The sequence below is a fragment of the Serratia sp. JSRIV006 genome, from assembly GCF_019968685.1.
GTDB lineage: Bacteria > Pseudomonadota > Gammaproteobacteria > Enterobacterales > Enterobacteriaceae > Chania > Chania fonticola_B.
Map to the genome: position 1 here is coordinate 4,573,009 of NZ_CP074137.1, position 24,088 is coordinate 4,597,096.

At 54.5% G+C, this 24,088-nt stretch carries 22 protein-coding genes and 1 other RNA gene; 8 read left to right on the forward strand and 15 right to left on the reverse strand.

What is annotated here, in order from left to right; genetic code table 11:
• Positions 1-85 precede the first annotated feature (85 nt).
• The gene (ygfZ, locus tag KGP16_RS21165; protein WP_223501552.1) at positions 86-1,078 is read left to right on the forward strand and encodes a tRNA-modifying protein YgfZ; all 993 of its coding nucleotides are present in this window, start codon (positions 86-88) and stop codon (positions 1,076-1,078) included.
• Between the two features lie 39 nt (positions 1,079-1,117).
• On the opposite strand, the gene KGP16_RS21170 is transcribed toward ygfZ, so the two are convergent.
• Positions 1,118-1,615: a DUF2165 family protein gene (locus KGP16_RS21170; RefSeq protein WP_021806198.1), complete on the reverse strand. Its 498-nt coding sequence runs from the start codon at positions 1,613-1,615 to the stop codon at positions 1,118-1,120.
• 231 nt (positions 1,616-1,846) lie between these two features.
• Positions 1,847-2,521 (reverse strand): hemolysin III family protein, encoded by a 675-nt coding sequence (locus tag KGP16_RS21175; protein WP_037375710.1) that lies wholly within the window; start codon positions 2,519-2,521, stop codon positions 1,847-1,849.
• A gap of 236 nt (positions 2,522-2,757) precedes the next feature.
• Here KGP16_RS21175 and KGP16_RS21180 point away from each other — a divergent pair, with 236 nt between their 5' ends.
• On the forward strand, positions 2,758-3,366 hold the full coding sequence (locus tag KGP16_RS21180; protein ID WP_094981477.1) for an HD family hydrolase: 609 nt from the start codon (positions 2,758-2,760) through the stop codon (positions 3,364-3,366).
• Positions 3,367-3,399: 33 nt separating this feature from the next.
• Here the strand turns inward: KGP16_RS21180 and KGP16_RS21185 are convergent, their stop codons facing one another.
• From KGP16_RS21185 to KGP16_RS21220, 8 genes are all read right to left on the reverse strand, one after another.
• The gene (locus KGP16_RS21185; RefSeq protein WP_115159283.1) at positions 3,400-4,146 is read right to left on the reverse strand and encodes an SDR family oxidoreductase; all 747 of its coding nucleotides are present in this window, start codon (positions 4,144-4,146) and stop codon (positions 3,400-3,402) included.
• 174 nt (positions 4,147-4,320) lie between these two features.
• Positions 4,321-7,200, reverse strand: a complete 2,880-nt coding sequence (gene gcvP / locus KGP16_RS21190) for an aminomethyl-transferring glycine dehydrogenase (protein WP_223500294.1) — start codon at positions 7,198-7,200, stop codon at positions 4,321-4,323.
• 85 nt (positions 7,201-7,285) lie between these two features.
• Positions 7,286-7,672, reverse strand: a complete 387-nt coding sequence (gene gcvH, locus KGP16_RS21195; RefSeq protein ID WP_021806203.1) for a glycine cleavage system protein GcvH — start codon at positions 7,670-7,672, stop codon at positions 7,286-7,288.
• A gap of 29 nt (positions 7,673-7,701) precedes the next feature.
• A complete protein-coding gene (gene gcvT / locus KGP16_RS21200) occupies positions 7,702-8,799 on the reverse strand; it encodes a glycine cleavage system aminomethyltransferase GcvT (RefSeq protein WP_223500296.1) in 1,098 nt (365 codons plus the stop codon).
• A 510-nt stretch (positions 8,800-9,309) separates the two neighbouring features.
• On the reverse strand, positions 9,310-10,512 hold the full coding sequence (gene ubiI, locus KGP16_RS21205) for an FAD-dependent 2-octaprenylphenol hydroxylase (RefSeq protein ID WP_059201695.1): 1,203 nt from the start codon (positions 10,510-10,512) through the stop codon (positions 9,310-9,312).
• 228 nt (positions 10,513-10,740) lie between these two features.
• Complete coding sequence (gene ubiH / locus KGP16_RS21210) at positions 10,741-11,919, reverse strand: 2-octaprenyl-6-methoxyphenyl hydroxylase (protein ID WP_059201696.1); 1,179 nt, start codon at positions 11,917-11,919, stop codon at positions 10,741-10,743.
• A gap of 1 nt (position 11,920) precedes the next feature.
• A complete protein-coding gene (gene pepP / locus KGP16_RS21215; RefSeq protein ID WP_223500298.1) occupies positions 11,921-13,234 on the reverse strand; it encodes a Xaa-Pro aminopeptidase in 1,314 nt (437 codons plus the stop codon).
• 90 nt (positions 13,235-13,324) lie between these two features.
• The gene (locus KGP16_RS21220; protein ID WP_024486381.1) at positions 13,325-13,903 is read right to left on the reverse strand and encodes a YecA family protein; all 579 of its coding nucleotides are present in this window, start codon (positions 13,901-13,903) and stop codon (positions 13,325-13,327) included.
• A gap of 295 nt (positions 13,904-14,198) precedes the next feature.
• On the opposite strand from KGP16_RS21220, the gene zapA reads away from it, so the two are divergent.
• The 3 genes from zapA to KGP16_RS21235 all read left to right on the forward strand — a co-directional run bounded on the left by zapA (position 14,199) and on the right by KGP16_RS21235 (position 15,414).
• A complete protein-coding gene (gene zapA, locus KGP16_RS21225; RefSeq protein ID WP_021179791.1) occupies positions 14,199-14,528 on the forward strand; it encodes a cell division protein ZapA in 330 nt (109 codons plus the stop codon).
• 41 nt (positions 14,529-14,569) lie between these two features.
• Positions 14,570-14,753, forward strand: a non-coding RNA gene (ssrS, locus tag KGP16_RS21230) — 6S RNA.
• Between the two features lie 52 nt (positions 14,754-14,805).
• Positions 14,806-15,414, forward strand: a complete 609-nt coding sequence (locus KGP16_RS21235) for a 5-formyltetrahydrofolate cyclo-ligase (protein ID WP_021806210.1) — start codon at positions 14,806-14,808, stop codon at positions 15,412-15,414.
• A gap of 47 nt (positions 15,415-15,461) precedes the next feature.
• Here the strand turns inward: KGP16_RS21235 and serA are convergent, their stop codons facing one another.
• Together serA and rpiA are read right to left on the reverse strand one after the other, a co-directional pair.
• Complete coding sequence (gene serA, locus KGP16_RS21240) at positions 15,462-16,700, reverse strand: phosphoglycerate dehydrogenase (RefSeq protein ID WP_021179789.1); 1,239 nt, start codon at positions 16,698-16,700, stop codon at positions 15,462-15,464.
• Positions 16,701-17,126: 426 nt separating this feature from the next.
• Positions 17,127-17,786: a ribose-5-phosphate isomerase RpiA gene (gene rpiA / locus KGP16_RS21245; RefSeq protein WP_037375716.1), complete on the reverse strand. Its 660-nt coding sequence runs from the start codon at positions 17,784-17,786 to the stop codon at positions 17,127-17,129.
• A 216-nt stretch (positions 17,787-18,002) separates the two neighbouring features.
• Between rpiA and KGP16_RS21250 the strand changes: the two genes are divergently transcribed.
• The gene (locus KGP16_RS21250; protein WP_021179788.1) at positions 18,003-18,896 is read left to right on the forward strand and encodes a LysR family transcriptional regulator ArgP; all 894 of its coding nucleotides are present in this window, start codon (positions 18,003-18,005) and stop codon (positions 18,894-18,896) included.
• Between the two features lie 37 nt (positions 18,897-18,933).
• On the opposite strand, the gene KGP16_RS21255 is transcribed toward KGP16_RS21250, so the two are convergent.
• Entirely contained in the window at positions 18,934-19,665 is a 732-nt protein-coding gene (locus KGP16_RS21255; RefSeq protein ID WP_021179787.1) for an oxidative stress defense protein, read from the reverse strand.
• A 1,344-nt stretch (positions 19,666-21,009) separates the two neighbouring features.
• On the opposite strand from KGP16_RS21255, the gene cspA reads away from it, so the two are divergent.
• Entirely contained in the window at positions 21,010-21,222 is a 213-nt protein-coding gene (gene cspA / locus KGP16_RS21260; RefSeq protein WP_021806212.1) for an RNA chaperone/antiterminator CspA, read from the forward strand.
• A 159-nt stretch (positions 21,223-21,381) separates the two neighbouring features.
• Here cspA and argO read toward each other — a convergent pair whose 3' ends face one another.
• Together argO and KGP16_RS21270 are read right to left on the reverse strand one after the other, a co-directional pair.
• On the reverse strand, positions 21,382-22,005 hold the full coding sequence (gene argO / locus KGP16_RS21265) for an arginine exporter ArgO (protein WP_021806213.1): 624 nt from the start codon (positions 22,003-22,005) through the stop codon (positions 21,382-21,384).
• A 124-nt stretch (positions 22,006-22,129) separates the two neighbouring features.
• Positions 22,130-22,636, reverse strand: a complete 507-nt coding sequence (locus KGP16_RS21270; RefSeq protein ID WP_021806214.1) for an Rrf2 family transcriptional regulator — start codon at positions 22,634-22,636, stop codon at positions 22,130-22,132.
• Between the two features lie 230 nt (positions 22,637-22,866).
• Here KGP16_RS21270 and KGP16_RS21275 point away from each other — a divergent pair, with 230 nt between their 5' ends.
• Positions 22,867-24,066 carry an NAD(P)/FAD-dependent oxidoreductase gene (locus KGP16_RS21275; RefSeq protein WP_209522761.1) on the forward strand — a complete coding sequence of 400 codons (1,200 nt, stop codon included), beginning with the start codon at positions 22,867-22,869 and terminating at the stop codon, positions 24,064-24,066.
• Positions 24,067-24,088: the final 22 nt, after the last annotated feature.

Sequence of the window (24,088 nt, forward strand, 5' to 3'; positions counted from 1 at the left end):
GTAATAACTGTTTGCAAAGCCAGCCACCTCTTTTACCATGGTAGCAACCCCAACAGGTATGCTAAACATGCAGCAGGAACCGATTATGGCGTTCAATATTCCTTTTCCACCCCGTCAACCTTCCGCCTCTTCCCATCTGCCACTGACGCTGATCTCACTGGAAGATTGGGCCATGGTGCAGTTGAGCGGGCCAGACACGGTAAAATATCTTCAGGGCCAGGTAACGGCCGATATCGACAAACTGGCGGCCGATCAACACGTGCTGTGCGGCCATTGCGATGCCAAAGGCAAAATGTGGAGCAACCTGCGTTTATTCCACCGCGGTGAAGGCTTTGCCTATCTTGAGCGTCGCAGCGTGCTGGAAAGCCAACTGGCGGAAATAAAGAAATACGCGGTATTCTCCAAAATCACCATCGCGGCAGACAGCAATGCGGTGCTGCTGGGCCTCGCTGGCCTTGAGGCGCGGGCCGCATTGGCGAAGGTGTTTAGCACCCTGCCAGATGCAGAACACCAAGTGGTGCAAGATGGCGATACCACCTTGCTGCACTTTGCGCTGCCAGCAGAACGTTTTGTGCTGATTACCACGGCAGAAACCGCCGCTCTGCTAGCTTCAAAGCTGGAAGGTCAGGCTGAGCTGAACAACAGCCGCCAATGGCTGGCACTGGATATTGAGGCCGGTTATCCGGTGATTGATGCAGCAAACAGTGCGCAGTTGATCCCTCAGGCGACCAATCTTCAGGCGCTGGACGGGATCAGCTTCAGCAAAGGCTGCTACACCGGGCAGGAAATGGTGGCTCGCGCCAAGTTCCGGGGAGCCAACAAGCGCGCCCTGTACTGGCTGGAAGGTAAAGGTAGCCAGGTTCCACAAGCAGGTGACGATCTGGAGTTGAAGCTGGGTGACAACTGGCGCCGCACCGGCACCGTGCTGGCGGCAATCTCGCTGGCTGACGGAACGCTGTGGGTGCAGGTGGTGATGAATAACGATCTGGAAGCGGACAGCGTGCTGCGCGTACGCGATGACGCCAGCAGCCAGCTCGCCATCAAGCCTCTGCCTTACTCACTGGCGGAAGAAAAGTAAGTGGTTTGGCCGCAGGCATCACGCCTGCGGCCAGACGAGTTATTCGTCCAATTCCCCATCACGCGGCACCAGATAAATCAGCACCAGCAAAATAGTGACAAAGAAGCGGAAGGCATCGGGCACACCGTTCCACTGTTTTGACATCCACATGCCAAACCACTCGCCACCAACCGACATAAAGGCCACCTGCCAGGTGAGGAAGCCTAACGTCAACCCAGCAATGGCAAAGGTCTTGGCCCGGTTAAAGCTGGCCGCAGGCAGTTTCAGGCCGCGCAGCAGACGGATCCCCCCAATCCAGCACAAAATCGCGGTGAGGGTTTCCAACGCAATAATGCCGATATACCCCACCTGATGCAGCCATGGCGACTGGATGGAGCGATAGGTGATAGTGGCATCAGGGAAGATCGTATCCATCATAAAAACATGGCGTACGAAGGCAAAGTTGGTGTCGTAATCGGTGATATTGCCAAAGGCTACCAGTGAGGCAAATAGCGCGATAGCACAAACCAGCAGGGCTTTGGATAAACGAACGATCATATTGAAGAGTCCTGGGTAATGATTAAAGGCACCGGAAGGTGCAAATACCCCATAGATCTCAAGATGCAGGTCAGCCAGCAGCAAGCGCAGCCAACCCCCTGCGACTTGAAAGCGAGGGGTTTGGCGGGCTCAGAAATAAAGCTAAGGCTTGCTGGATACCCGAAAGAAACAAGCGCTTCTTTTTAACCCAAAAGAAACGCTTTGGCAATATATCGACAACAGATGAGCGGGTTATACGTAAAGGTAGATCGCCATGAAGTGGCACACACTGCCGCCGAGCACAAAACCGTGCCAGATCGCATGGCCAAAACGGAAGCGTTTCGAGGCATAGAAAATCACCCCTAGCGTGTACACCACGCCCCCTACCGCCAGCAAAGTTACCCCTCCGACTTCCAGGCGCATTGCCAACTGGTAGATCACGATCAATGATAGCCAGCCCATGGTCAGATAGGTCACCAGCGACAACACCTCGAAACGGTGCGCAAATGCCAGTTTGAAAATCACGCCGAACAGCGCCAGCCCCCAGATCACCACCATCAGCCCCCGCGCCAACGGTGAGTCCAGCCCCACCAGCAGGAACGGCGTATAGGTTCCGGCGATCAGCAGGTAGATGGCACAGTGGTCAAATTTTTTCAGCCAGTGCTTGGCTCTCTGATGTGGAATAGCATGGTACAGCGTGGAAGCCAGGAACAGCAGGATCATACTGCCGCCATACAGGCTATAGCTGGTGATGGCCGTTACCCCAGCGCCGTCGTTTACCGCCTGAACCAACAGCAGCACCAGGCCGACAATCCCAAACACCAAGCCGATACCGTGGCTGATGCTGTTGGCAATTTCCTCTGCCCATGGATAAGCCGTGGCGGGCAACTGGTCTGCCCCGACTTTCACTTCGTCCTTTTTCCCCATAAAGCGCAACCCCTCAAAACAACGCATATTGTGCGAATTAACTGCAAATGAGATTAACTGAGAACGATTCCAGTGTACACGTGTACGCTAAAATAAAACTGTGAGCGCTTGTAACACCACGCTAACATCGAAATCCTCAGCCTGCTGGGCTACAATCGATATGCTTTGCACCCTATGGATTTCAGTTACGGCTGGAAGACGGCGGGTATCCCATCATTCACCTCGAGGTTCGTACCATGTCATCCGCTGTACCCGCGTTAGACTTTGGCTCCATGACTCAAACCATCCAGTTTCTGATGGAAATCGACAAACTTAAAAGCGTGCAACGCCGTACCAAGGTGATGGGTACCCAGCGTCAGGAAAACTCGGCCGAGCACAGTTGGCACTTTGCCATTGCGGCCTTGAGTCTGGCCCCTTATGCCAGCGATGAGGTGGATATTCAGCGCGTGATCCAGATGGCCCTGCTACACGATATCGTCGAGATCGATGCCGGTGACGTCATGGTTTACGATCTGGCAGCACGAGCGGCGATCCACGACCAGGAAGTGGCGGCGGCAAAACGGTTATTCGGGATATTGCCGGAACCACAACGTGGGGTTTTCACCGCGCTGTGGCAGGAGTATGAAGCAGGCGAAAGCGCCGATGCCCGCTTCGCGTTGGTGCTGGATCGCTGCATGCCAATGCTGATGAACCTGCACAACGGCGGTCAGAGCTGGGTAGAGAATGATATCAGCCTGCAACAGGTATTGGACCGTAATACGATGATTGCCGATATCCATCCCGAGCTGTGGCAACATTTGGAGCAGCATTTGCAGGATGCACAGCGTAAAGGCTGGCTGAAGTAATCGATGAGGGGCGCCGATGGCGCCCTTGCTGATTCAACGCCCGCCAGCGGCTTCGATAAAAGTGCCAGTGACGTAGGACGCCGCATCGGAAAGCAGCCAGACAACAGCTTGCGCCACTTCCTCTGGCTGACCACCCCGTTGCATTGGCAACGCTGACTTCACCCGATCTACCCGCCCCGGCTCTCCTCCGCTGGCATGCATCTCGGTGTAAATACAACCTGGCCTTACGCAGTTGACGCGTATCCCCTGTGCCGCCACTTCCAACGCCAGACCGGTAGTTAACGTATCCACCGCCCCTTTTGAAGCCGCATAGTCGATATATTCCCACGGAGCCCCCAGACGCGACGCAGCGGAAGACACGTTGACGATCGCTCCTCCCTGCCCACCATGGCGTAACGCCATACGTTTTACCGCTTCGCGGCAGCAGAGAAAATACCCGGTGACGTTGGTCGTCAGCACCTTATTGATCCGCTCGGCGGTGAGTTGCTCAATGCTCGCCTGTTGGAACAGAATACCTGCGTTATTGACCAGTGCATCAATTGGCCCCAACGTGGCTTCCAGTTCGGCAAACATCGCCACCACCTCAGTTTCCTCGGCGATATCTGCTTGCAGAGCCATCGCCTTGCCACCCTGTTGGCGGATCTGCGCCACCACTAACTCAGCAGCAGCACTATCACGCAGATAATTGACGCCCACCGCATAGCCCTGCTGGGCCAATAATAATGCCGTCGCGCGGCCTATGCCCCGGCTGGCACCGGTCACTAACACTACTTTTGTCATTATTGTTCCTTGCTATTGAGATCAGAAACGATAGCGGGTATTTACGCAAGCAAGTCAGGCAACTTGCTGCTCGACGGTAGATTAATCAGTGAAGCGCAATTGCTGCGGTGCTGCAATAAAAAAGGGACACGGCTTCATGCCGTGTCCCTCGAGCATCATTTTGGCAAGATAGTGTTATTCGTAGTCGCTCATCGGTACGCAAGAGCAGAACAGATTACGATCGCCGTAGACATCATCCAGGCGCTTCACGCTCGGCCAGTATTTATTCTCACGCACGCCAGCTATCGGGAATACCGCCAGCTCGCGGCTGTAAGCATGCTGCCAGTCGTTAACCAGTTCCGCCTGCACGTGCGGTGCGTTAACCAATGGGTTGTCTTCCAGTGGCCATTCGCCTTGCTGCACGCGGTCAATCTCGCTGCGGATAGCCAGCATCGCATCGATAAAGCGATCCAGTTCCACTTTGTTTTCCGACTCGGTCGGTTCAACCATCAGCGTGCCTGCCACCGGGAACGACATGGTCGGCGCATGGAAACCGTAGTCGATCAGACGCTTGGCGATATCCATTTCGCTAATACCCGTCTCTTCTTTCAGCGGGCGAATATCCAGAATACATTCGTGCGCCACGCGGTGATCGCGGCCGGTATACAGCACCGGATAAGCGTCTTTCAGGCGGGTTGCGATGTAGTTGGCATTCAGGATTGCCACCTGGCTGGCCTGCTTCAGCCCTTCCGCACCCATCATGCGGATATACATCCAGCTTATCGGCAAGATAGAGGCGCTGCCGAACGGTGCAGCAGAAACCGCGCCCTGCTGGGTGGTCACGCCATCAATCTGCACTACGCTGTGGCCTGGAACAAACGGCGCCAGGTGAGACTTCACGCCGATAGGTCCCATGCCTGGACCGCCACCGCCGTGAGGGATACAGAAGGTTTTATGCAGGTTGAGGTGCGATACGTCCGCACCGATATAGCCCGGCGTGGTGATCCCCACCTGCGCGTTCATGTTGGCACCGTCCAGGTAAACCTGGCCGCCAAACTGATGCACAATCTGGCACACTTCGCGGATGGTTTCTTCATACACGCCATGGGTTGACGGGTAGGTCACCATGATGCAGGACAGGGCTTCCCCGGCCTGCTCGGCTTTCACCCGCAGATCGTGAAGATCGATGTTGCCGTTCTTGTCACAGGCCACAACCACCACGCCCATGCCCGCCATCTGGGCAGAAGCCGGGTTGGTACCGTGTGCCGAGCTTGGGATCAGGCAGATATTACGCCCAGCCTCGTTGCGGCTTTCATGGTAACGGCGGATCGCCAGCAAACCGGCATACTCACCCTGAGCGCCCGAGTTGGGCTGCATGCACACCGCATCGTAACCGGTCAGTTGCACCAACCATTGGGAAAGCTGCCCAATCATCACTTGATAACCTGCTGCCTGCTCTGGTGGGCAGAACGGGTGCAGTTCAGAGAATTCAGGCCAGGTGATCGGGATCATCTCCGCAGCGGCGTTCAACTTCATGGTGCAGGAGCCCAGCGGGATCATTGCCTGGTTCAACGCCAGATCTTTACGCTCCAGACGGTGCATATAACGCATCATCTCGGTTTCGCTGTGATAGCGATTAAACACCGGATGCGTGAGGATCGGATCTTTACGCAGCATGGCCGCAGGGATCGACTGGCTGTTTTTGCTCACGGCAGCATCCAGCGCATCGATATCCAAACCGTGGTTATCGCCGAGCAACAGGGCAAACAGCGTCTGCACATCTTCACGGGAAGTGGCTTCATCCAGCGTGATGCCGACTGCCCCGTGGATATCGGTACGCAGGTTGATGCCGAAGCCCAGCGCGCGTTCCAACACCGCCGCCTTGTCTTTCACTTCTACGGTCAACGTGTCGAACCAGGTTTTATGGCGCAGTGTCAGACCCGCTTGTTGCAAGCCAGCGGCCAGGATATCGGTCAGGCGATGGATACGCCCGGCGATACGTTGCAGGCCTTGTGGCCCATGGTACACCGCATACAGGCTGGCGATATTGGCCAGCAGCACCTGCGAGGTACAGATATTCGAGTTGGCCTTTTCGCGGCGGATATGTTGCTCACGGGTTTGCATCGCCATGCGCAGCGCAGTATTGCCGGCAGCATCGCGTGATACCCCGATAATACGGCCTGGCATCGAGCGTTTGAATTCGTCACGGCAGGCAAAGAACGCCGCGTGTGGGCCACCGTAGCCCATTGGTACGCCGAAGCGTTGCGCAGAACCGAATACCACGTCGGCACCTTGCTTGCCCGGTGCTGCCAGCAGCACCAGCGCCATGATATCGGCAGCCATGCTGGTGATGATTTTGCGCGTTTTCAGCTCTGCCAACAGGGCGCTGTAATCGTGCAGCTCACCGGTGGTGCCAACCTGTTGCAGCAGTACGCCAAACACGCCTTGCAGCTCCAACACCTTCGCCGGTTTATCAACGATCACGTCAAAACCAAAGGTTTCGGCACGGGTACGTACCACGTCCAGCGTTTGTGGGTGCACATCGTCAGCCACAAAGAAGCGGTTGGCGTCTTTCAGTTTGCTGGCACGTTTGGCCAACGCCATCGCTTCTGCGGCAGCGGTAGCTTCATCCAGCAAGGAGGCAGAGGCCAGATCAAGCCCGGTCAGATCGAGGGTCAGCGTCTGGAAGTTGAGCAGCGCCTCAAGGCGGCCTTGCGACACTTCCGGCTGATAAGGGGTATAAGCGGTATACCAGCCTGGGTTTTCCAGCATGTTGCGCAGGATCACCGGCGGCGTCAGCACCGCGCTGTAGCCCATACCGATATAGGATTTGTAGCGCTGATTCTGTGAGGCAATCGCCTTCAGTTCGGCCAACGCCTGATGTTCCGTGGCCGCATCGCCTACCGGCGGAGGCCCTGGCAGTTGGATATCGGCTGGCACAATCTGTTGGATCAGCGCGCTGAGTGAGCGAGCGCCCACGGCTTCCAGCATCTGCTGCTGTTGCTCTGCGGAAGAGCCGATGTGGCGCTCGATGAACGCTTCGCTGTGTTCAAGTTGGCTGAGTGTCTGAGTCATTGCTACAAATTCCTGAATGCTTGCGGGGTACGGGATATAGCCTGAACTGCAAAACGCCCCACAGGGTGGTGGGGCGTGATAGTGATTATTCGTCGATGGAGGCCTGGTAAGCACCCGCATCTAGCAGCTTGTCTAGCTCTGCCGCATCGGACGCCTTGATGCGGAACAGCCAACCTTCGCCGTATGGCTCGCTGTTGACCAGCTCCGGGGAGCTTTCTAGTTCGCCGTTAACCGCGATGATCTCACCGCTGATGGGCGCATAAATATCGGAAGCGGCCTTGACCGACTCCGCAACGGCACAGTCATCACCCGCGGAAACCGTGGTGCCGACTTCCGGCAGATCGACAAACACCATATCGCCCAGCAGTTCCTGCGCGTGTTCGGTGATACCAACAACGTATTCGCCGTTGCCTGCGTCACGCACCCACTCATGGGAGGTGGCGTATTTCAATTCTGTTGGCACATTGCTCATTGGCCTGCTACTCCTTCGAAGAATAAAAACTAATTGATCAGTGACTTACCGGCACGTACAAAACCTGGCTTACAGACTTTCACTGGCATTTCACGGTTGCGGATCTGTACGATAGCCTGCTCACCGATACCGGCCGGAACCCTTGCCAGCGCAATGCTGAAGCCCAGGGTCGGTGAGAAAGAACCGCTGGTGATCACCCCAACCTGGGGTTGACCGTTCGCATCGGTGAAATGTACCGGCAGCTCATTACGTAATACGCCTTTTTCCGTCATGATCAAGCCGACCAGTTGTTCGGTGCCTTTTTCACGCTGCTGTTCCAACGCTTCACGGCCGATAAACTGACGATCCTGCGGTTCCCAGGCAACGGTCCAGCCCATATTGGCGGCTAACGGTGAAACGCCTTCGTCCATTTCCTGGCCGTAGAGGTTCATACCGGCTTCCAGGCGCAGAGTATCGCGGGCGCCCAGGCCGGCAGGTTTCACCCCGGCTGCCAGCAGTTTCTGCCAGAAATCCACCACCTGCTCTTTCGGCAGGGCAATTTCATAGCCCGCTTCGCCGGTATAGCCGGTGGTAGCAATAAACAGATCCCCCGCCTGCACGCCGAAGAACGGCTTCATGCCTTCCACAGCCTGCTTCTGTTCTGGGGTAAACAAGGTGGCGGCGCGCTCTTTGGCTTGTGGGCCTTGCACCGCAACCAGCGCCAGATCGTCACGCACCGTCAGCTCAACGTTGAACGGAGCCGCATGCTGTTCGATCCAGGCCAGATCCTTTTCGCGGGTGGCGGAGTTCACCACCAGGCGGAAATAGTCTTCGGTAAAGAAATAGACGATCAGATCGTCGATCACGCCGCCGGACGCATTCAGCATGCCGGTATACAGCGCTTTACCCGATTGATTGAGTTTGGCGACATCGTTCGCCAGCAGGTAACGCAGGAATTCACGGGTACGAGCACCGTGCAGATCCACGATGGTCATATGGGAGACATCGAACATGCCGGCATCCTGACGCACGGCGTGGTGTTCATCAATCTGGGAGCCATAGTGCAGCGGCATCATCCAGCCATGAAAATCAACCATGCGCGCACCGCACGCCACGTGCTGGTCGTACAGTGGGGTTTGCTTTGCCATCTTTTCCCTCTTTCCACTCAAGTAGCCGAAGACAGGGTGTTATTACGCAATAAGGCGGGTGTAGCTCGCGGGCCTGATTGCGCGAAACACGCTGGCTGCTCAACACAAATTGCCTCGCCAATGGTCAACGACGCAAACGATACCTTTGCCCTGACGTTAACACCGAACGCCCCTATTAACCATAAGTTAAAATAGGCTCGACCGGATTCAGGGTCGGTAAAATGCCGCGTTAGTTTGCAGAGTTTTTCACTGGAAAAATGCGCTTTGAGGCACAAAATTAACAATTAAAGCGGCAAAAATCCGAAGTTATATAACAAACAGAGGCTGGGATAGAGAATTTCGGTTTTTGATAACCGGCCATGGAATTAGAAAAAGTAATGATAAATTCTGCCTGAAATTAGAATTTCTCAAACGAAGAGAGGTATAAGAGAAATCGATGACGGGTAAACATGCAGATTAGCGGGCGCAGTATGCCGCGCCCCATAGTGAGGTTTGTCAGACCCAAGCTGACTAGGCGAGCCAGTCCGGCAGATCGTTAAGCCCCATGGCCTGACGCACCAGCTTCGGCTTCACGCCCGGCAGGCTGTCGGCCAGCCTTAAGCCCACGTCACGCAGCAGTTTTTTCGCCGGGTTATGGCCTGCAAACAGTTCGCGGAACCCTTGCATACTCGCCAGCATCACTGCGGCACCGTGCTTGCGGCGGCGCTCATAACGGCGCAGATACAGGTGTTGACCGATATCCTTGCCCTGACGTTGCAAGCGTTTCAGCTCGGATATCAGCTCGGCGGCGTCCATAAAGCCCAGGTTTACGCCCTGCCCAGCCAGCGGATGCACGGTATGTGCCGCATCCCCCACCAGCGCCAGACGATGGGCGGCAAAGCTGCGAGCGTATCGCCCGGTAAGCGGGAAGGTCAGCCGCTCGCTTTCAAGCTGGCAGTTGCCCAAACGCATATCGAAGGTCATCGCCAGTTCGCGGTTAAAGGCTTCAGGTTCCAGCTGTTGCAGCCGTTCAGCTTCTTCTGGCGCAACCGACCAGACGATCGAACTCAAATGTGGATCGCTAAACGGCAGGAAGGCCAGGATCCCTTCGCCATGAAATACCTGACGCGCCGTAGCCAGATGGGGCTCTTCGGTGCGAATGGTGGCCACCAGCGCGCTGTGGCGGTAGTCCCAGAAGGTCAGCGGGATATCGGCGTGTTGGCGCAGCCAGGAGTTGGCTCCATCGGCACCGATCACCAACCGGGCGGTTAACATGCGGCCATCTTCCAACGTGACGAAGGCGTCGTTTTCCCCCCATGCCACCTGTTTCAGCGCGGCCGGAGCGAGCAGCGTTACGTCGGCCAAGGTGGCCGCCTTATGCCACAGAGCCTGCTGGATCACCTCGTTTTCAATGATATGGCCGAGGTGGCTGAAACCACATTCGTCGCCGCGAAACGCGATCTTGCCGAAGCTGTCACGATCCCAGACTTCCATCGCGTTATACGGGCTGGCGCGCAGGTTGCGGATCTCATCCCACACGCCAATGCTTTGCAGCAAGCGCTCGCTGGCGGCGTTAATGGCAGATACACGCAACGCGGGTTGCTCTGGCAGCGGCGATAATTCCGGCTGCCGTTGTTCCAGCACCGCTACGCGCAGGCCGCTGCCCTGCAAACCGCAGGCCAGTGCCAATCCCACCATACCGCCACCGGCGATAATCACATCAAATGATTGCATGCTGCTTGAGTTCCTTAAATTTGCCCCTCACCCCAACCCTCTCCCACAGGGAGAGGGAGCTGATTTGGTGACTTTTATCAAAATATTGCCCCACATCAGCAAGGCAGGTAGGGCAAAAATTAGTGTTCATCCCAACTTCGGCCCAACCCTCTCCCAAAGGAGGGGGAGTTGGTACGGTGACAACAGTCAACATTCTGGCCGACTTCAGCAACATAGCTAAGGGAAAAATTAGCGTTCAACCCAACCTAACGTGCGTTTGGCAAAGGCATCGCGCATGGCCGGTAACTGCTCCATTGCCATCAGCCCCAGATTACGCCCGGCAACCAGCGGTGCGTAGCTATTGGCAAACAGGCGTATCAAACCGTCGGTGACGCCGATGGTCGCCTGCTGATCCTGTTGCCGACGTTGCTGATACTGGCTCAATAGCGCATAGGCCCCCAGATCGGTGCCAGCCTGCGCGGCTTCTGCCAGGGTTTCCGCCAGCGACATCACATCTCGCAAACCCAGGTTGAACCCTTGCCCAGCGATTGGATGCAGCGTTTGCGCCGCGTTGCCAACCAGCGCCAAGCGGTGGCTCACGTGCTGATTTGCCCTTAGCAGGCTAAGAGGGTAGCTGTGGCGCTTGCCCGCCTTCAGCATCTTACCCAGCCGCCAGCCGAAGGCCTGTTGCAGCTCACTGAGAAAACGCTCATCACTCCAGCTATCGACCTGCTGACGAGTTTCCCGTGCGTGGCACCACACCAGCGAGCTACGCCCGCCAGACATCGGCAACAGCGCCAACGGCCCGTAGCGGGTGAAACGTTCAAACGCCCGCCCTTGCGGAGCCTCGGCCGTTGAAACGTTGGCAATGGTGGCAAACTGCGGGTAATCACTCTGCTGCCACTGGATATTGCAGGCCTGCGCCAGCGCCGAACGTGAACCGTCTGCCGCCACCAGCAACTGGCCCGTCAGGCGCTGCCCATTATCCAACTGCACTTCAGCACGATCGGCGGTGCGCAGCACATCGACCACTTTGGCCGGGCAATGCAGAGTGACCCCAGGGGCTTTCGCCAGCAACGCAAACAACCGCTGCCCGGCATCGTGCAGTTCAATCACCTGCCCCAATGCCTCCACCTGATAGTCCCGCGCGTGCAGGTTCACAAAACCGGCATGCCCGCGATCGCTAACGTGGACGTGAGTGATTGCCGTGGCACAGTCCCGCAAGGCAGCCCAAACGCCGATACGCGCCAGCTGTTGGCAGGTTCCCTGCGCCAGAGCGATAGCCCGTGCATCAAAGCCAGGATGCGCGCGATCGTCCGGCCGAGTAGCCTCCACCAGCTCGACGGCCACCTTGCCCTGAGTCAGTGATGAAATCGCCAGTGCCAACGTAGCGCCAGCCATCCCACCGCCCACAATGATTACGCTCATGTTATCTGGCCGCCGCCATCAAAGCCTCAATTGCGTCGGCATCCTTCACCACGCTGGCGGTCAAGTTCTCATTGCCGTCTTGGGTGATCAGGATGTCATCTTCAATGCGGATACCGATACCGCGATACTCCTGCGGCACATCGGCATCCGGTGCGATATACAGGCCAGGTTCTACCGTCAACACCATACCTGGCTCGAGCACGCGATCGCGGCTCGCTGAGCCATAGTGGCCCACGTCATGCACATCCAGCCCCAACCAATGGCTCAGGCCGTGCATAAAGAACTGGCGGTGTGCCTGCTCGGCAAACAGCTGTTCCACATCGCCCTTCATCACGCCCAGCTCAACCAACCCGGCGATCATGATGCGAACGACCTGATCGTTCACTTCGCGAATGCTGATACCCGGTTTAAACATTTCCAGCGCCTTGTTGATCGACGCCAGCACGATGTCATATATCTCACGCTGCGGCTTGCTGAACTTGCCGTTAACCGGGAAGGTGCGGGTAATATCGCCGGCATAACCGCGATATTCACAACCGGCATCAATCAGCACCAAATCGCCGTCACGCATTTCACACTCGTTTTCGGTGTAATGCAGGATGCAGCCATTCTCTCCGCTGCCGACGATGGTGTTGTAAGACGGGAAGCGGGCACCCAATCGGTTAAATTCGTGCAGGATCTCCCCTTCGAGCTGATATTCGAACATACCCGGGCGGCACTTTTCCATCGCACGGGTATGCGCCATGGCGCTGATCTCACCGGCGCGGCGCATAACAGCAACTTCTTCTGCCGATTTGAACAGGCGCATGTCATGCAGCCAAGGACGGTAATCCGTCAGGGTTGCAGGGGCTTCCAGGTTCTGACGGAAGCCTTTACGCAGTTTATCCAGCGCGCCAAACAGAATTTCATCGGCATAGGCATATTGCCCCTGGGCGTGATACACCACGTCCAGGCCGTTGAGCAGCAGGTGCAGTTGATCGTTGATTTCGTCGAAGGCCAGCGCGCGGTCTACCCCCAACTTGGCCGGAGCCGCGTCTTGGCCCAAACGGCGGCCAAACCAGATTTCTGCCGTCAGATCGCGTACGCGGTTGAACAGCACGCTGTGGTTATGAGTTTCATCACTCTTCACCAGGATCAACACCGCTTCCGGCTCGTTGAAACCGGTCAGATACCAGAAATCACTGTTCTGACGATAAGGATATTCAGAGTCTGCACTACGCGTCGCTTCCGGTGCGGCGAATATCACTGCCGCGCTGGCCGGAGCCATCTGTGCCAACAAAGCCTGACGGCGTTTATGGAATTCCTGCTGGGTCATCACATCTCCTGAAATCGGTTTATGCCACCTGCTGAACGCAGTCAGTAGGGGTTATCAGCGCTCTCGGCCAACGGACGCGGGATCCGCCGGTCAGTGCAACGTCGGCCGTTTATTTTCCGGGGCCGTCGGTTTCTGGCGGGTAAATTCAGTATGGCAAAGCAGCGCAGCAACGCGCACGTACTCCACCACTTCTTCCAGCGACTGTTCCAGTTCTTCCTGGTCTTCGCCTTCGTCATAACCCAGTTGAGCGATATTACGCAGATCGTCGATCGCCTCGCCCACTTCATCTTTCACCTGCGCCAGCTTCGGTTGCATCATGCCCAGCCCCAACAGGAAGTGGTTTACCCACCCCGCCAAGGCATCCGCACGGTCAAACACGCTGACGGTTTCGCCTTCCGGCATCATCAGTTGGAACATGAACTCGTCATCTTCCAGCGTATCACGAGTGATTTCATGCAGCTGCTGTAACGGTTGGCTCAACGCCTGCGGGAAGGCAATGCCTTCGTTGGTCAGATCAAACACCAGCGTCTGCCAGCTGGCGTCACGGTTGCCACCGCACAGCAGGCCACTGATCAAACCGTGCATCTCGGCTGCGGTCAAAGCAACCGCCTGCTGGTTAAGAGCCACGGTCAAAGATTGGTAACTTGGAAATGTATTCTGTATAGACATGCGCATTCGTCATCGTTGGCAGGATAAGTTCGTGTTATGCTACCACCAAGGTCCGTTGGTATACCAGTTGAGGCAACACCTCAGTGGCTAGTTATAATCAGCGCAGTCCGGGCAAACGTACGGTAAATACGCATTTTGCAACCGTTTTTTGTCTGGTAAGGTTAGGCGCGGTAGATTACAACCAGGTACTGAAAAAGTGTTGAATCTTGGTACCCAGGTATATATAGTGACGCCCGCTTCGGCAGCCCGGCAATGGCTGACCGGTGCTGGCGCGAAATTTAGGCAGGAAGGTGGCATGTCTGCACAACCGGTAGATATTCAAATTTTTGGCCGCTCGTTAAGAGTCAATTGCCCGCCAGAACAACAAGATGCGTTGAACATGGCAGCAGAAGATCTTAACCAACGGTTGCAAGATCTTAAAGTTCGCACTAGAGTCACAAATACAGAGCAACTCGTATTTATCGCGGCATTGAACGTCTGTCACGAACTTGCTCAAGAACGCTTGAAAACGCGTGACTATGCGGCCAATATGGAACAACGAATTCGTATGCTGCAACAGACCATTGAACAAGCACTGCTTGAACAGGGTCGCATCTCTGAACGTCAGGATGCACAATTCGAATAACTTAAGTTGCTGGAGTTGAAGGCTCCGGCAATGAGTGAAAAATTTCTCTGAGATGTTTGCCAGCGGGCCAGTCCCCTGAGCCGATATTTAGTACCAACAGAATGTGATGATCCATGATCGGTGTGCATGCTCGGCCCGTCCGAGAAGCCTTAAGATTGTGACAGCACGTTCACCTTGAACCATGGGTTCAAGGGTTACAGCCTGCGACGGCATCTCGGAGATCCCTTCACCTGCGTTTTCAGTGTGTTAACTCACCACTTTTGGCGAATCTCACACTATGTCTTTGCAACCTCAGTTCGCTCAGCAACGCCAACTCATCCGTAACGAAATACGCCAACGACGTCGTGCCTTAACGCCCGCTCAGCAGCATGATTTTGCCCAGCAAATGGCCTGCAATATTGCGCAACATCCCCGCATTCAGGCGGCCAGAAGCATTGCGGCGTTTCTCTCTTTTGATGGCGAACTAAATACAGGCCCGCTGATCGAGCGACTGTGGCAACTGGGTAAACAGGTTTATCTGCCGGTGTTACATCCGTTCAGCCCCGGTAACCTGTTATTCCTGCATTACACCGCGCAAACACCTCTGGTGAGTAACCGCTTCAAAATCCTCGAGCCAGCGCTCGATGTCCGCAACGTCTTGCCGGTGTCACAATTGGATGTAGTATTGACGCCGCTGGTCGCCTTCGATTCGGCAGGGCAACGTCTGGGGATGGGCGGCGGGTTTTACGATCGCACCTTGCAGAACTGGCAACACATTGGCCCCTATCCGATGGGGATTGCGCACGATTGCCAACGGGTTAGCGCCTTGCCGGTGGAACAATGGGATATTCCCCTGCCAGAGATTATCACCCCGTCACAAACCTGGGCCTGGCCAGTCTCCGCATAGCAAAAGGCCGGATTGCTCCGGCCTTGATGTTTTCCGTCGGTTACCGACTAGAGCAGTAAGCGGGCGCGGATAGTCCCTTCGATCGCTTTCATACGTTGCAACGCGGCATCAGCACGTTCGGTTTCCGCTTCGATATCGATAACCACGTAGCCGATTTCCGAGCTGGTCTGCAGATACTGGGCCGCGATGTTCACCCCTTCTTCAGCGAAGATCTGGTTAATCTGCGTCAGGATGCCTGGACGGTTTTCATGAATATGCAGCAAACGGCTGGCGTTCGGTCCATGAGCTGGCAGCGATACTTCTGGGAAGTTGACCGCAGACAGCGTTGAGCCGTTATCGGAATACTTCGCGAGCTTGCCAGCCACTTCATCACCGATGTTCTCCTGCGCTTCCTGGGTTGAACCGCCGATATGCGGCGTCAACAGCACGTTATCGAACTCGCACAGTGGAGAATTAAACGGATCGCTGTTGGTTGCCGGCTCTTCCGGGAACACGTCGATTGCCGCACCAGCCAGATGGTTGCTCGCCAAGGCGTTACACAGTGCCGGGATATCTACCACGGTGCCACGTGAGGCGTTGATCAGGATCGCACCTGGCTTCATCAGCGCCAGCTCTTCAGTGCCGATCATGTTCTTGGTCGACAGCGTTTCCGGCACGTGCAGCGTAACCACGTCGCTCATATTGAGCAGATCGGAAAGATGACGCACCTGTTGGGCATTACCCAACGGCAGCTTGTTCTCGATGTCGTAGAAGAACACCTTCATCCCCAGGCCTTCCGCCAGGATGCCAAGCTGAGTCCCGATATGGCCGTAGCCGATGATCCCCAACTTCTTGCCCCGCGCTTCATACGAGCCCACGGCCAGTTTCTGCCACTGGCCACGGTGTGCCTTGGCGTTGGCCATTGGGATCCCGCGCAGCATCAACAGCAGCTCACCCAGCACCATTTCGGCCACGGATCGAGTATTGGAGAAAGGCGCGTTAAACACCGGAATGCCGCGTTTGGTCGCTGCTTTCAAATCAACCTGGTTGGTGCCGATACAGAAACAGCCCACCGCGACCAGCTTCTCTGCGGCCGCGAAAACTTCCTCGGACAGATGCGTACGCGATCGGATACCCACGAAGTGTGCATCACGGATCGATGCCTTCAGCGCTTCGGTGTCTAACGCACCTTTATGATATTCGATGTTGCTATATCCGGCAGCACGCAGGTTATCTACGGTGCTCTGATGAACCCCTTCTACCAACAGGAACTTAATCCTGTCTTTCTCCAATGATACTTTTGCCATTTACCCGACCCTATAATCAGACTTCAGAAGCGGCTGTTTTCCCCTTTATACCCGTCATATTCCAAACGACAGCTTGAAATCCAGAGGGTATAGCTTTCACATTACCGCCAGACCGGCAGCAACCCAAAATCAACAGCACGTCCCTCCAACATAACAAAAATAACGCGCCCGGCAATACAAACGATTGCCTGCCCGTTAGCACAAGGCTCAGCGATGTCGGTGCTTTCTGGTGGAAAATGCCATCGGGAAAGATTTAGGCAGAAGCTTAACGGAGGTTATTCACGGAATGTGACATATGTCACCAAATTCGTCGATTTTGAGAAAAGATATTTTAAGACAAGAATTATGCGTGGCGGGCCGTTACCCCGTAAAAAGCGGCGAACCGGCTGAGGCTATGTCAGCAGGCTCGCCGCTTTCATGGCCAGATTATCTGACCACTTTTTTTACGCCATCCGGCGTGCCGACCAGTGCAACGTCCGCGCCACGGTTGGCAAACAGACCCACGGTAACCACACCGGCGATGCTGTTGATCTTATTTTCCAGCGCGATAGCGTCAAGGATTTCCAGGTTGTGCACGTCCAGGATCACGTTGCCGTTATCGGTTAACACGTTCTGGCGATATTCCGGCAGGCCGCCCAGCTTGACCAACTCACGCGCTACGTAGGAACGGGCCATCGGGATCACTTCTACCGGCAGCGGGAATTTACCCAGCACATCAACCTGCTTGGTGGAGTCGACAATGCAGATAAACTGACGAGCAATGGCAGCAATGATCTTCTCACGGGTCAGAGCCGCGCCACCGCCTTTAATCATCTGCATGTGGCCGTTGATTTCATCGGCACCGTCCACGTAGATATCCAACGAATCCACTTCATTGCTATCGAAAACGTGGATCCCCAGGCTTTTCAGCTTGGCGGTCGACGCGTCTGAGCTGGATACCGCGCCTTCGATCTGGTGTTTGATCGAACCCAACGCATCAATAAAGTGAGCCGCGGTAGAGCCGGTGCCCACGCCCACGATAGTGCCAGGCTTCACGTATTCCAATGCTGCCCAACCTACCGCTTTTTTCAGTTCATCCTGAGTCATGATGTGCTCATTGCCTATGTACGAAAACGTGTGCGTATTATAGGGTAAATCACTGACGGCAACTTAGGCTAAAACACACTTATTTAACTTGACGCACATTTCTGCCCCTCCCTACGACGCCCCCGCTGAAAAGAGCAGCGGGATTTTTTCACCTGAGAAAGTGCAAAAATGTGGCATAGTGCCTGAATCAATTTACTAAAAGGGATCTTCTCTCCGATGAAACGCCCAGACTATAGAACGCTGCAAGCGCTGGACGCGGTGATCCGTGAGCGTGGCTTTGAGCGCGCGGCACAAAAACTTTGTATCACCCAATCGGCGGTATCCCAGCGCATCAAACAGTTGGAAAACCTGTTCGGCCAACCGCTACTGGTACGCACCGTGCCACCGCGCCCAACCGAGCAGGGTCAAAAACTGCTGGCCTTGCTGCATCAGGTCGAGCTGCTGGAAGAGGAGTGGTTAGGGAATGACAATGGGGTCGATACGCCGCTGTTGCTGTCACTGGCGGTCAACGCCGACAGCCTGGCAACGTGGCTGTTACCGGCACTAAAACCGGTACTGGCCGATTCCCCGGTGCGCCTGAATTTGCAGGTGGAAGACGAAACCCGCACGCAGGAACGTCTGCGCCGGGGGGAAGTAGTGGGCGCGGTGAGTATCCAGCCGCAGCCGCTGCCGAGCTGCCTGGTCGATCGGTTGGGCGCGTTGGACTATCTGTTCGTCGCCTCAAAAGCCTTTGCCGATCGCTATTTCCCCAACGGCGTGACCCGCTCCGCCCTGCTGAAGGCACCGGCGGTGGCATTCGATCATCTCGATGATATGCATCAGGCGTTTTTACAGCAGAACTTCGATCTCTCGCCGGGCAGCGTTCCCTGCCATATCGTTAACTCGTCAGAGGCGTTTGTTCAGTTGGCACGGCAAGGCACCACCTGCTGTATGATCCCGCATCTGCAGATTGAGAGAGAGCTGGCTAGCGGAGAACTGATCGACCTGACACCGGGCCTGTTCCAGCGCCGTATGCTGTTCTGGCACCGCTTTGCACCGGAAAGCCGCATGATGCGTAAGGTCACCGATGCGCTGCTGTCTCACGGGCATCAGGTATTAAGGCAGGATTAAAGGCGCGGCATAACACCGCGCCCCGGCAAGAGATTGCTTACTGTGCGGCGTTGGTTTTCAGCTCGAATACCACGTCCACCTGATCGTCAAAGTGAATACTTTGCTGTTCGTAAGTCTGAGCGGCATCGCTTTCCGGTGCCGCAGCAGCGGCCTTGAACATGCGCGCGACCGGCATCGGCTGGTAGTTGGCAACGTGATAGCGAATGCTGTACACCGGCCCCAGCTTGGCCTTAAAGCCCTGCGCTAACGAGGCAGCTTGCTGAGTGGCGTTTTCAATCGCTTTCTGACGTGCCTGCTCGCGATAAACCTCTGGCTTGGCCACCCCAAGCTCAACCGCACGAATTTCGTTCAAACCCGATTTCAGCGCACCGTCCAACAGCTCGTTGAGTTTATCCAACTGGCGCAAGGTTACCTGCACCTGGCGCACAGCCTGGTAGCCCTTCAGCTGCGATTCACCGGTTTTCAGATAGTCATATTCTGGCTGGGTCCGCAGGTTGGCCGCATTGATATCTTTCTTTTCAATGCCGTTTTTTTGCAGGAAGTCAAAATACTGCGCTACGCGCTCATCAACCTGTTTTTTCGCCTGGGCAGCATCTTTGGCAGAAACGCTGACTTCGATCGCCAGTGTGGCAATATCCGGGGTGGCGTCAACGCTGGCCGTACCGGAAGTGACCACATGCGGCCCTTCAGGTACTTCTGCTGCCTGCAGCGCCAGAGGTAACGTGCCTAATCCAATCATTGCGGCCATGGCCAATGCTTTAAGCTTCACAGTGTCTCCTTGAATGACTAAATGCTTACCTTCAAAGCTAACACATCCTGCCGCCCTTGGAATTCGGATTAGTGACAAAGGGTAGCGTTGTCCTGCAAAAAATTGAAAAATCGTATCCTGGAAATTGCGTTTTCTGGTAGGAAAGGTACGTACGATCTGCGACAGACGAAGCAACGCCCCCATCCACCGATTACGCAACTCACTTAAATTGCATAAATAACCCCCATCGAAAGCTAAAACGTCATTGGCATGATGAGAAAGTATTACGGAGTTCAGCCAAAAAAGGTGGGAGCGGAATTCTTGAGGTTTTCATTGTGAGAGAACCGATCAGGAAATCAGGCGAGAAACACACCTTTTAACCCGGTATTAACAGCATCAGAGTTTGTCACACCTTCATACTGAGCCTGTTTTAACTTGGATTTACTGATAATAAAAACATGTTGTTAAAAACAGTATTGACACAGTATCTAAAACCCGTAAATTAGGCATCAACAGCGGCACATAAAACAGCTCGCTGTTAATATAGAGAGCAAGCAGTATGTATTTTTAATAGGGTTTTAGTTTTTTTTGCGATAAAGGCCACGAAATATTTTTATATGGGATAATCGCAGTTGGGTAGAGTGGCAGGCTCACGCGATAACGTTTTAAGGCCATGTAGTCAGTCTCTATAATCGCAAAGTATGTATGTTAACGCGATGGTGTAAGGCTCTGATTTATAGTTTTTTGATGTTGCGTGTTGTTGAAAGAATGTTATCGCAACGAAAGTAAGGCCACGCATCAAGTACTTTATATCGCGAGGGGAGATGTACTGGTTTAACCTGCTCAATCTTTCATATTTCTTCGGATTAGTAGGCGTTATACATCAGTCAGTATAGGGAGGATGATATAGCTATCTTTTATCACCCAATATTATCTGTGATAAACAAGTGCATTTAGAGTAGTACCAAAATCAGTAGTATCAAGTTATGTAAGTTGATTCATGTTAAATCTTAAGTTTGTAGTACCCTAAAAGCCCTGACTGCAACGGTCGGGGCTTTTAGCTTTCATGGTTCAGCCAAGCTTCGTGTTCCGTACATACAGCCATCGAAAAGATAAGGCGCGGTACACGTGTGAAAAAAGTTAGTGAAGTTAATGCTTGCAAAATTAATCAGCACGTGACTATTATGGCTCATCGGTTTGGAACACAGACCTTATGAAAGCAGTTTTAGTAAAGCAGTCCTCAGTCCAAGTGCTATCCATAGATATCCTTCTTCATGAGCCTCCTCCTAAGTGCCCAATAAGTAAATCTCTGCAAAACAGGCCATGTTCGCCACATTGAGTGGCTCAAAATTAAAGGAAGTATCTATGTCTGATAAAATGACTGGTTTAGTAAAATGGTTTGATGCAGGTAAAGGTTTTGGTTTTATTACTCCTGCTGATGGCAGCAAAGATGTCTTCGTGCATTTTTCTGCGATCCAAAGTAACGATTTTAAAACGTTAGATGAAGGGCAAAAAGTAGAATTCTCTATTGAGAATGGTGCTAAAGGCCCTTCAGCTGGTAACGTTTTTGCGCTTTAAAGACCGATCAGTTTGCTAGAGCTTGCAATAGCGATGAGGGCAAATAGCCTGAGCAGTTAAGCCATAGCGATAAAAAGCCCGCTCTCGTAAAGCGGGCTTTTTCGTATAGAAAAATCAAGAATATGACTCAAATACTACTAGGGTTGGTATGGTCGATTCCTACCAATTAGAGGTTAGCCCATGCCAGGCTAATTGTAGCGCAATGACCCACATCACCAGCCCGACCAGAACGTTGATAATCCGTTGTGCCGTCAGGGTTTTCAGCCACGGCGCCAGCCATGAGGCCAGCAATGCCAAGGCAAAGAACCAGACGATCGAAGCGCTGACCGCGCCAAGGGCAAACCAGGAACGAATATCTGGCGTCAGTTGCCCTCCCAGGCTGCCGAGCACCACAAAGGTATCGAGGTACACATGTGGGTTCAGCCAGGTGACAGCCAACATGGTTACCACAATGCGCCAGCGGTTTTGCTTCATCTCTTGCGCCGCTGCCAGCTCCATATGTTGGCTAAACGCGGTGCGGAAAGCCCCCCAGCCGTACCACAGCAGGAAAGCAACGCCGCCCCAGGTCACCAGCGCCAATAGCATAGGTGAACTACTGAGCAAGGCGCTACCGCCAAAAATACCGGCGCAAATCAGAATGATATCGCTCAACGCGCACAGCGAGGCGGTCATCAGATGATAATGGCGACGGATCCCCTGATTCATCACAAACACATTTTGTGGGCCAAGCGGCAGGATCATCGCGGCGCTCAAGGCAAAGCCTTGCAGATAGATGGCTAACATGGTGTTCCTTCTGGAAATATCAGCGCCGGGAAAGCGGCGTGTGCTGTTCAACACGCGCATCATACGAAGAGAAAATTATTAGGGGAAATGGATATTTCTAATCAGGCATCAGTAATACTAATGCTCAATCGTTACGGCGATGATCTATCCACTCTTCAATCTGGATCGGGAAGACATCCGGTGCCTTTCTCAGCATCCGCCGCACCAGATCCAGCACGGTATGTTGCGATAGCGCCTCTTCCATACGTTGCTGGGCAATATTCATCACCTGGCGCACGCCGCAGATGCCTTCACAGGCCCAGTCGGGCGCAGGTTCATCAAAGACGGCCAAGCGTTGGCGGATTTCTTTGCAGTCGAAGATGGCCTTTTCACCGTCGATAGCCGCCACGATATCCAGTACGGTGATCTGATCGGCCGGTTTGGCCAGCCGAAAGCCGCCGCCCTTACCCTCGCTGCTTTCAACCAACTTAGCCTTGGAAAACTTGGTGAATATCTTGGCCAGGTAATCATAAGGCACGCCCTGCAATTCGGCGATTTCGCGCACGCTCATCTCACGCCCTTCGCCTTTGCTATCGACCATACACATCAGGCTATGGATGCCATACTCCACCCCGGAACTGTAGAACGCCATGTTTTCTCCGCATGATTAACTCTGAGTTAAATAGTAATTTCTTCTCCTCAATGATGCAACGCCAGCATCCCGCCCACACCGGAAAAAATTAAAAAACAATAAAATTCATATAATTAAATAAAACCTGCTAACGATTGAGTGTAAAAGGCTTGATGATACAAACTACGATCAATATAGTCGCAGTTAAAGATTGAGCCAATTTACAGATGAAACAACAGCGGAGTGACTGCATGAAACAACAAATTCTTATCCTGGGTGCCGGTTTTGCAGGGATGTGGGCGGCATTGAGCGCTGCACGATTAACCGATCTCTATGGTCGTCACGATATCGAGATCACCGTGCTGTCCCCTCAGGCAGAGCTGCGTATTCGCCCCCGTTTCTATGAGTCCGAGGTGGAGAACTACGCCGCTCCGCTGCTGCCATTATTCGCAGTAACCGGGGTAAAATTTGTCGCCGGGGTTGCCAGTGAGATTGATAGCGCCAGCCAGCAGGTTTGGTACCACAACGAACAGAACCAACTGACTGCCGTACGTTACGATCGCCTGATCATGGCGACCGGTAGCCACATCGCTCATACCTTGCCTGGAGCACAGCAGTACGCCTTCGACGTCGATAAAATGGAGAACGCAGCCCGCCTGGAGCGGCATCTTGCTGCGTTGGCCGATCAGCCTGACAGCGCCGCACGTAATACCGTCATCGTTTGTGGCGGCGGCTTTACCGGTATTGAGGTGGCCACCGAAATGCCTGCACGCTTACGGGCGATCCTCGGTGACTCTGCTGCAATTCGTGTGATTGTTGTCGATCGCAGCCCGGTGGCGGGAGGCCGTTACAGCGAGCAACTGCGCGACGTGATTAGCCAAGCCTCGCTAGAGTTAGGCGTCGAGTGGCGGCTGAATAGCGAGATTAAGGCCATTGATGAGAGCGGGCTGACGCTGAAAAACGGCGAACATATCGCCTCCAGCACCGTGATTTTAACCGTGGGCGTACAGGCCAGCCCGTTAACCCGGCAAATCCCAGGTGAGCGCGATCCGCAAGGCAGGCTGCACGTCGATCAGCATTTAAGAGTGATTGGGCAGAACGCAGTTTATGCTACCGGCGATGTCGCCTTTGCCAGTACTGACGATCAAGGCAATCACGCCCTGATGACCTGCCAGCACGCCATTATGTTAGGGCGCTTTGTCGGCCATAACGTCGCCGCCGATCTGATCGGTATTGACCCCTTGCCCTACCGCCAGGTGAATTACGTTACCTGTCTGGATCTTGGAGCATGGGGCGCGGTTTACAGCGAAGGTTGGGATCAGGTGGTGAAATTCACCCAAGAAGAGGCAAAGAAAATCAAAGTCTCCATTACCAACGAGTTGATCTATCCCCCACAGGCAGAACGTGAAGTAGCCTTTGCCGCCGCCGATCCGTTAGCCCCGTTTGTTTGATTGAAATCCGTTCCCTCACACA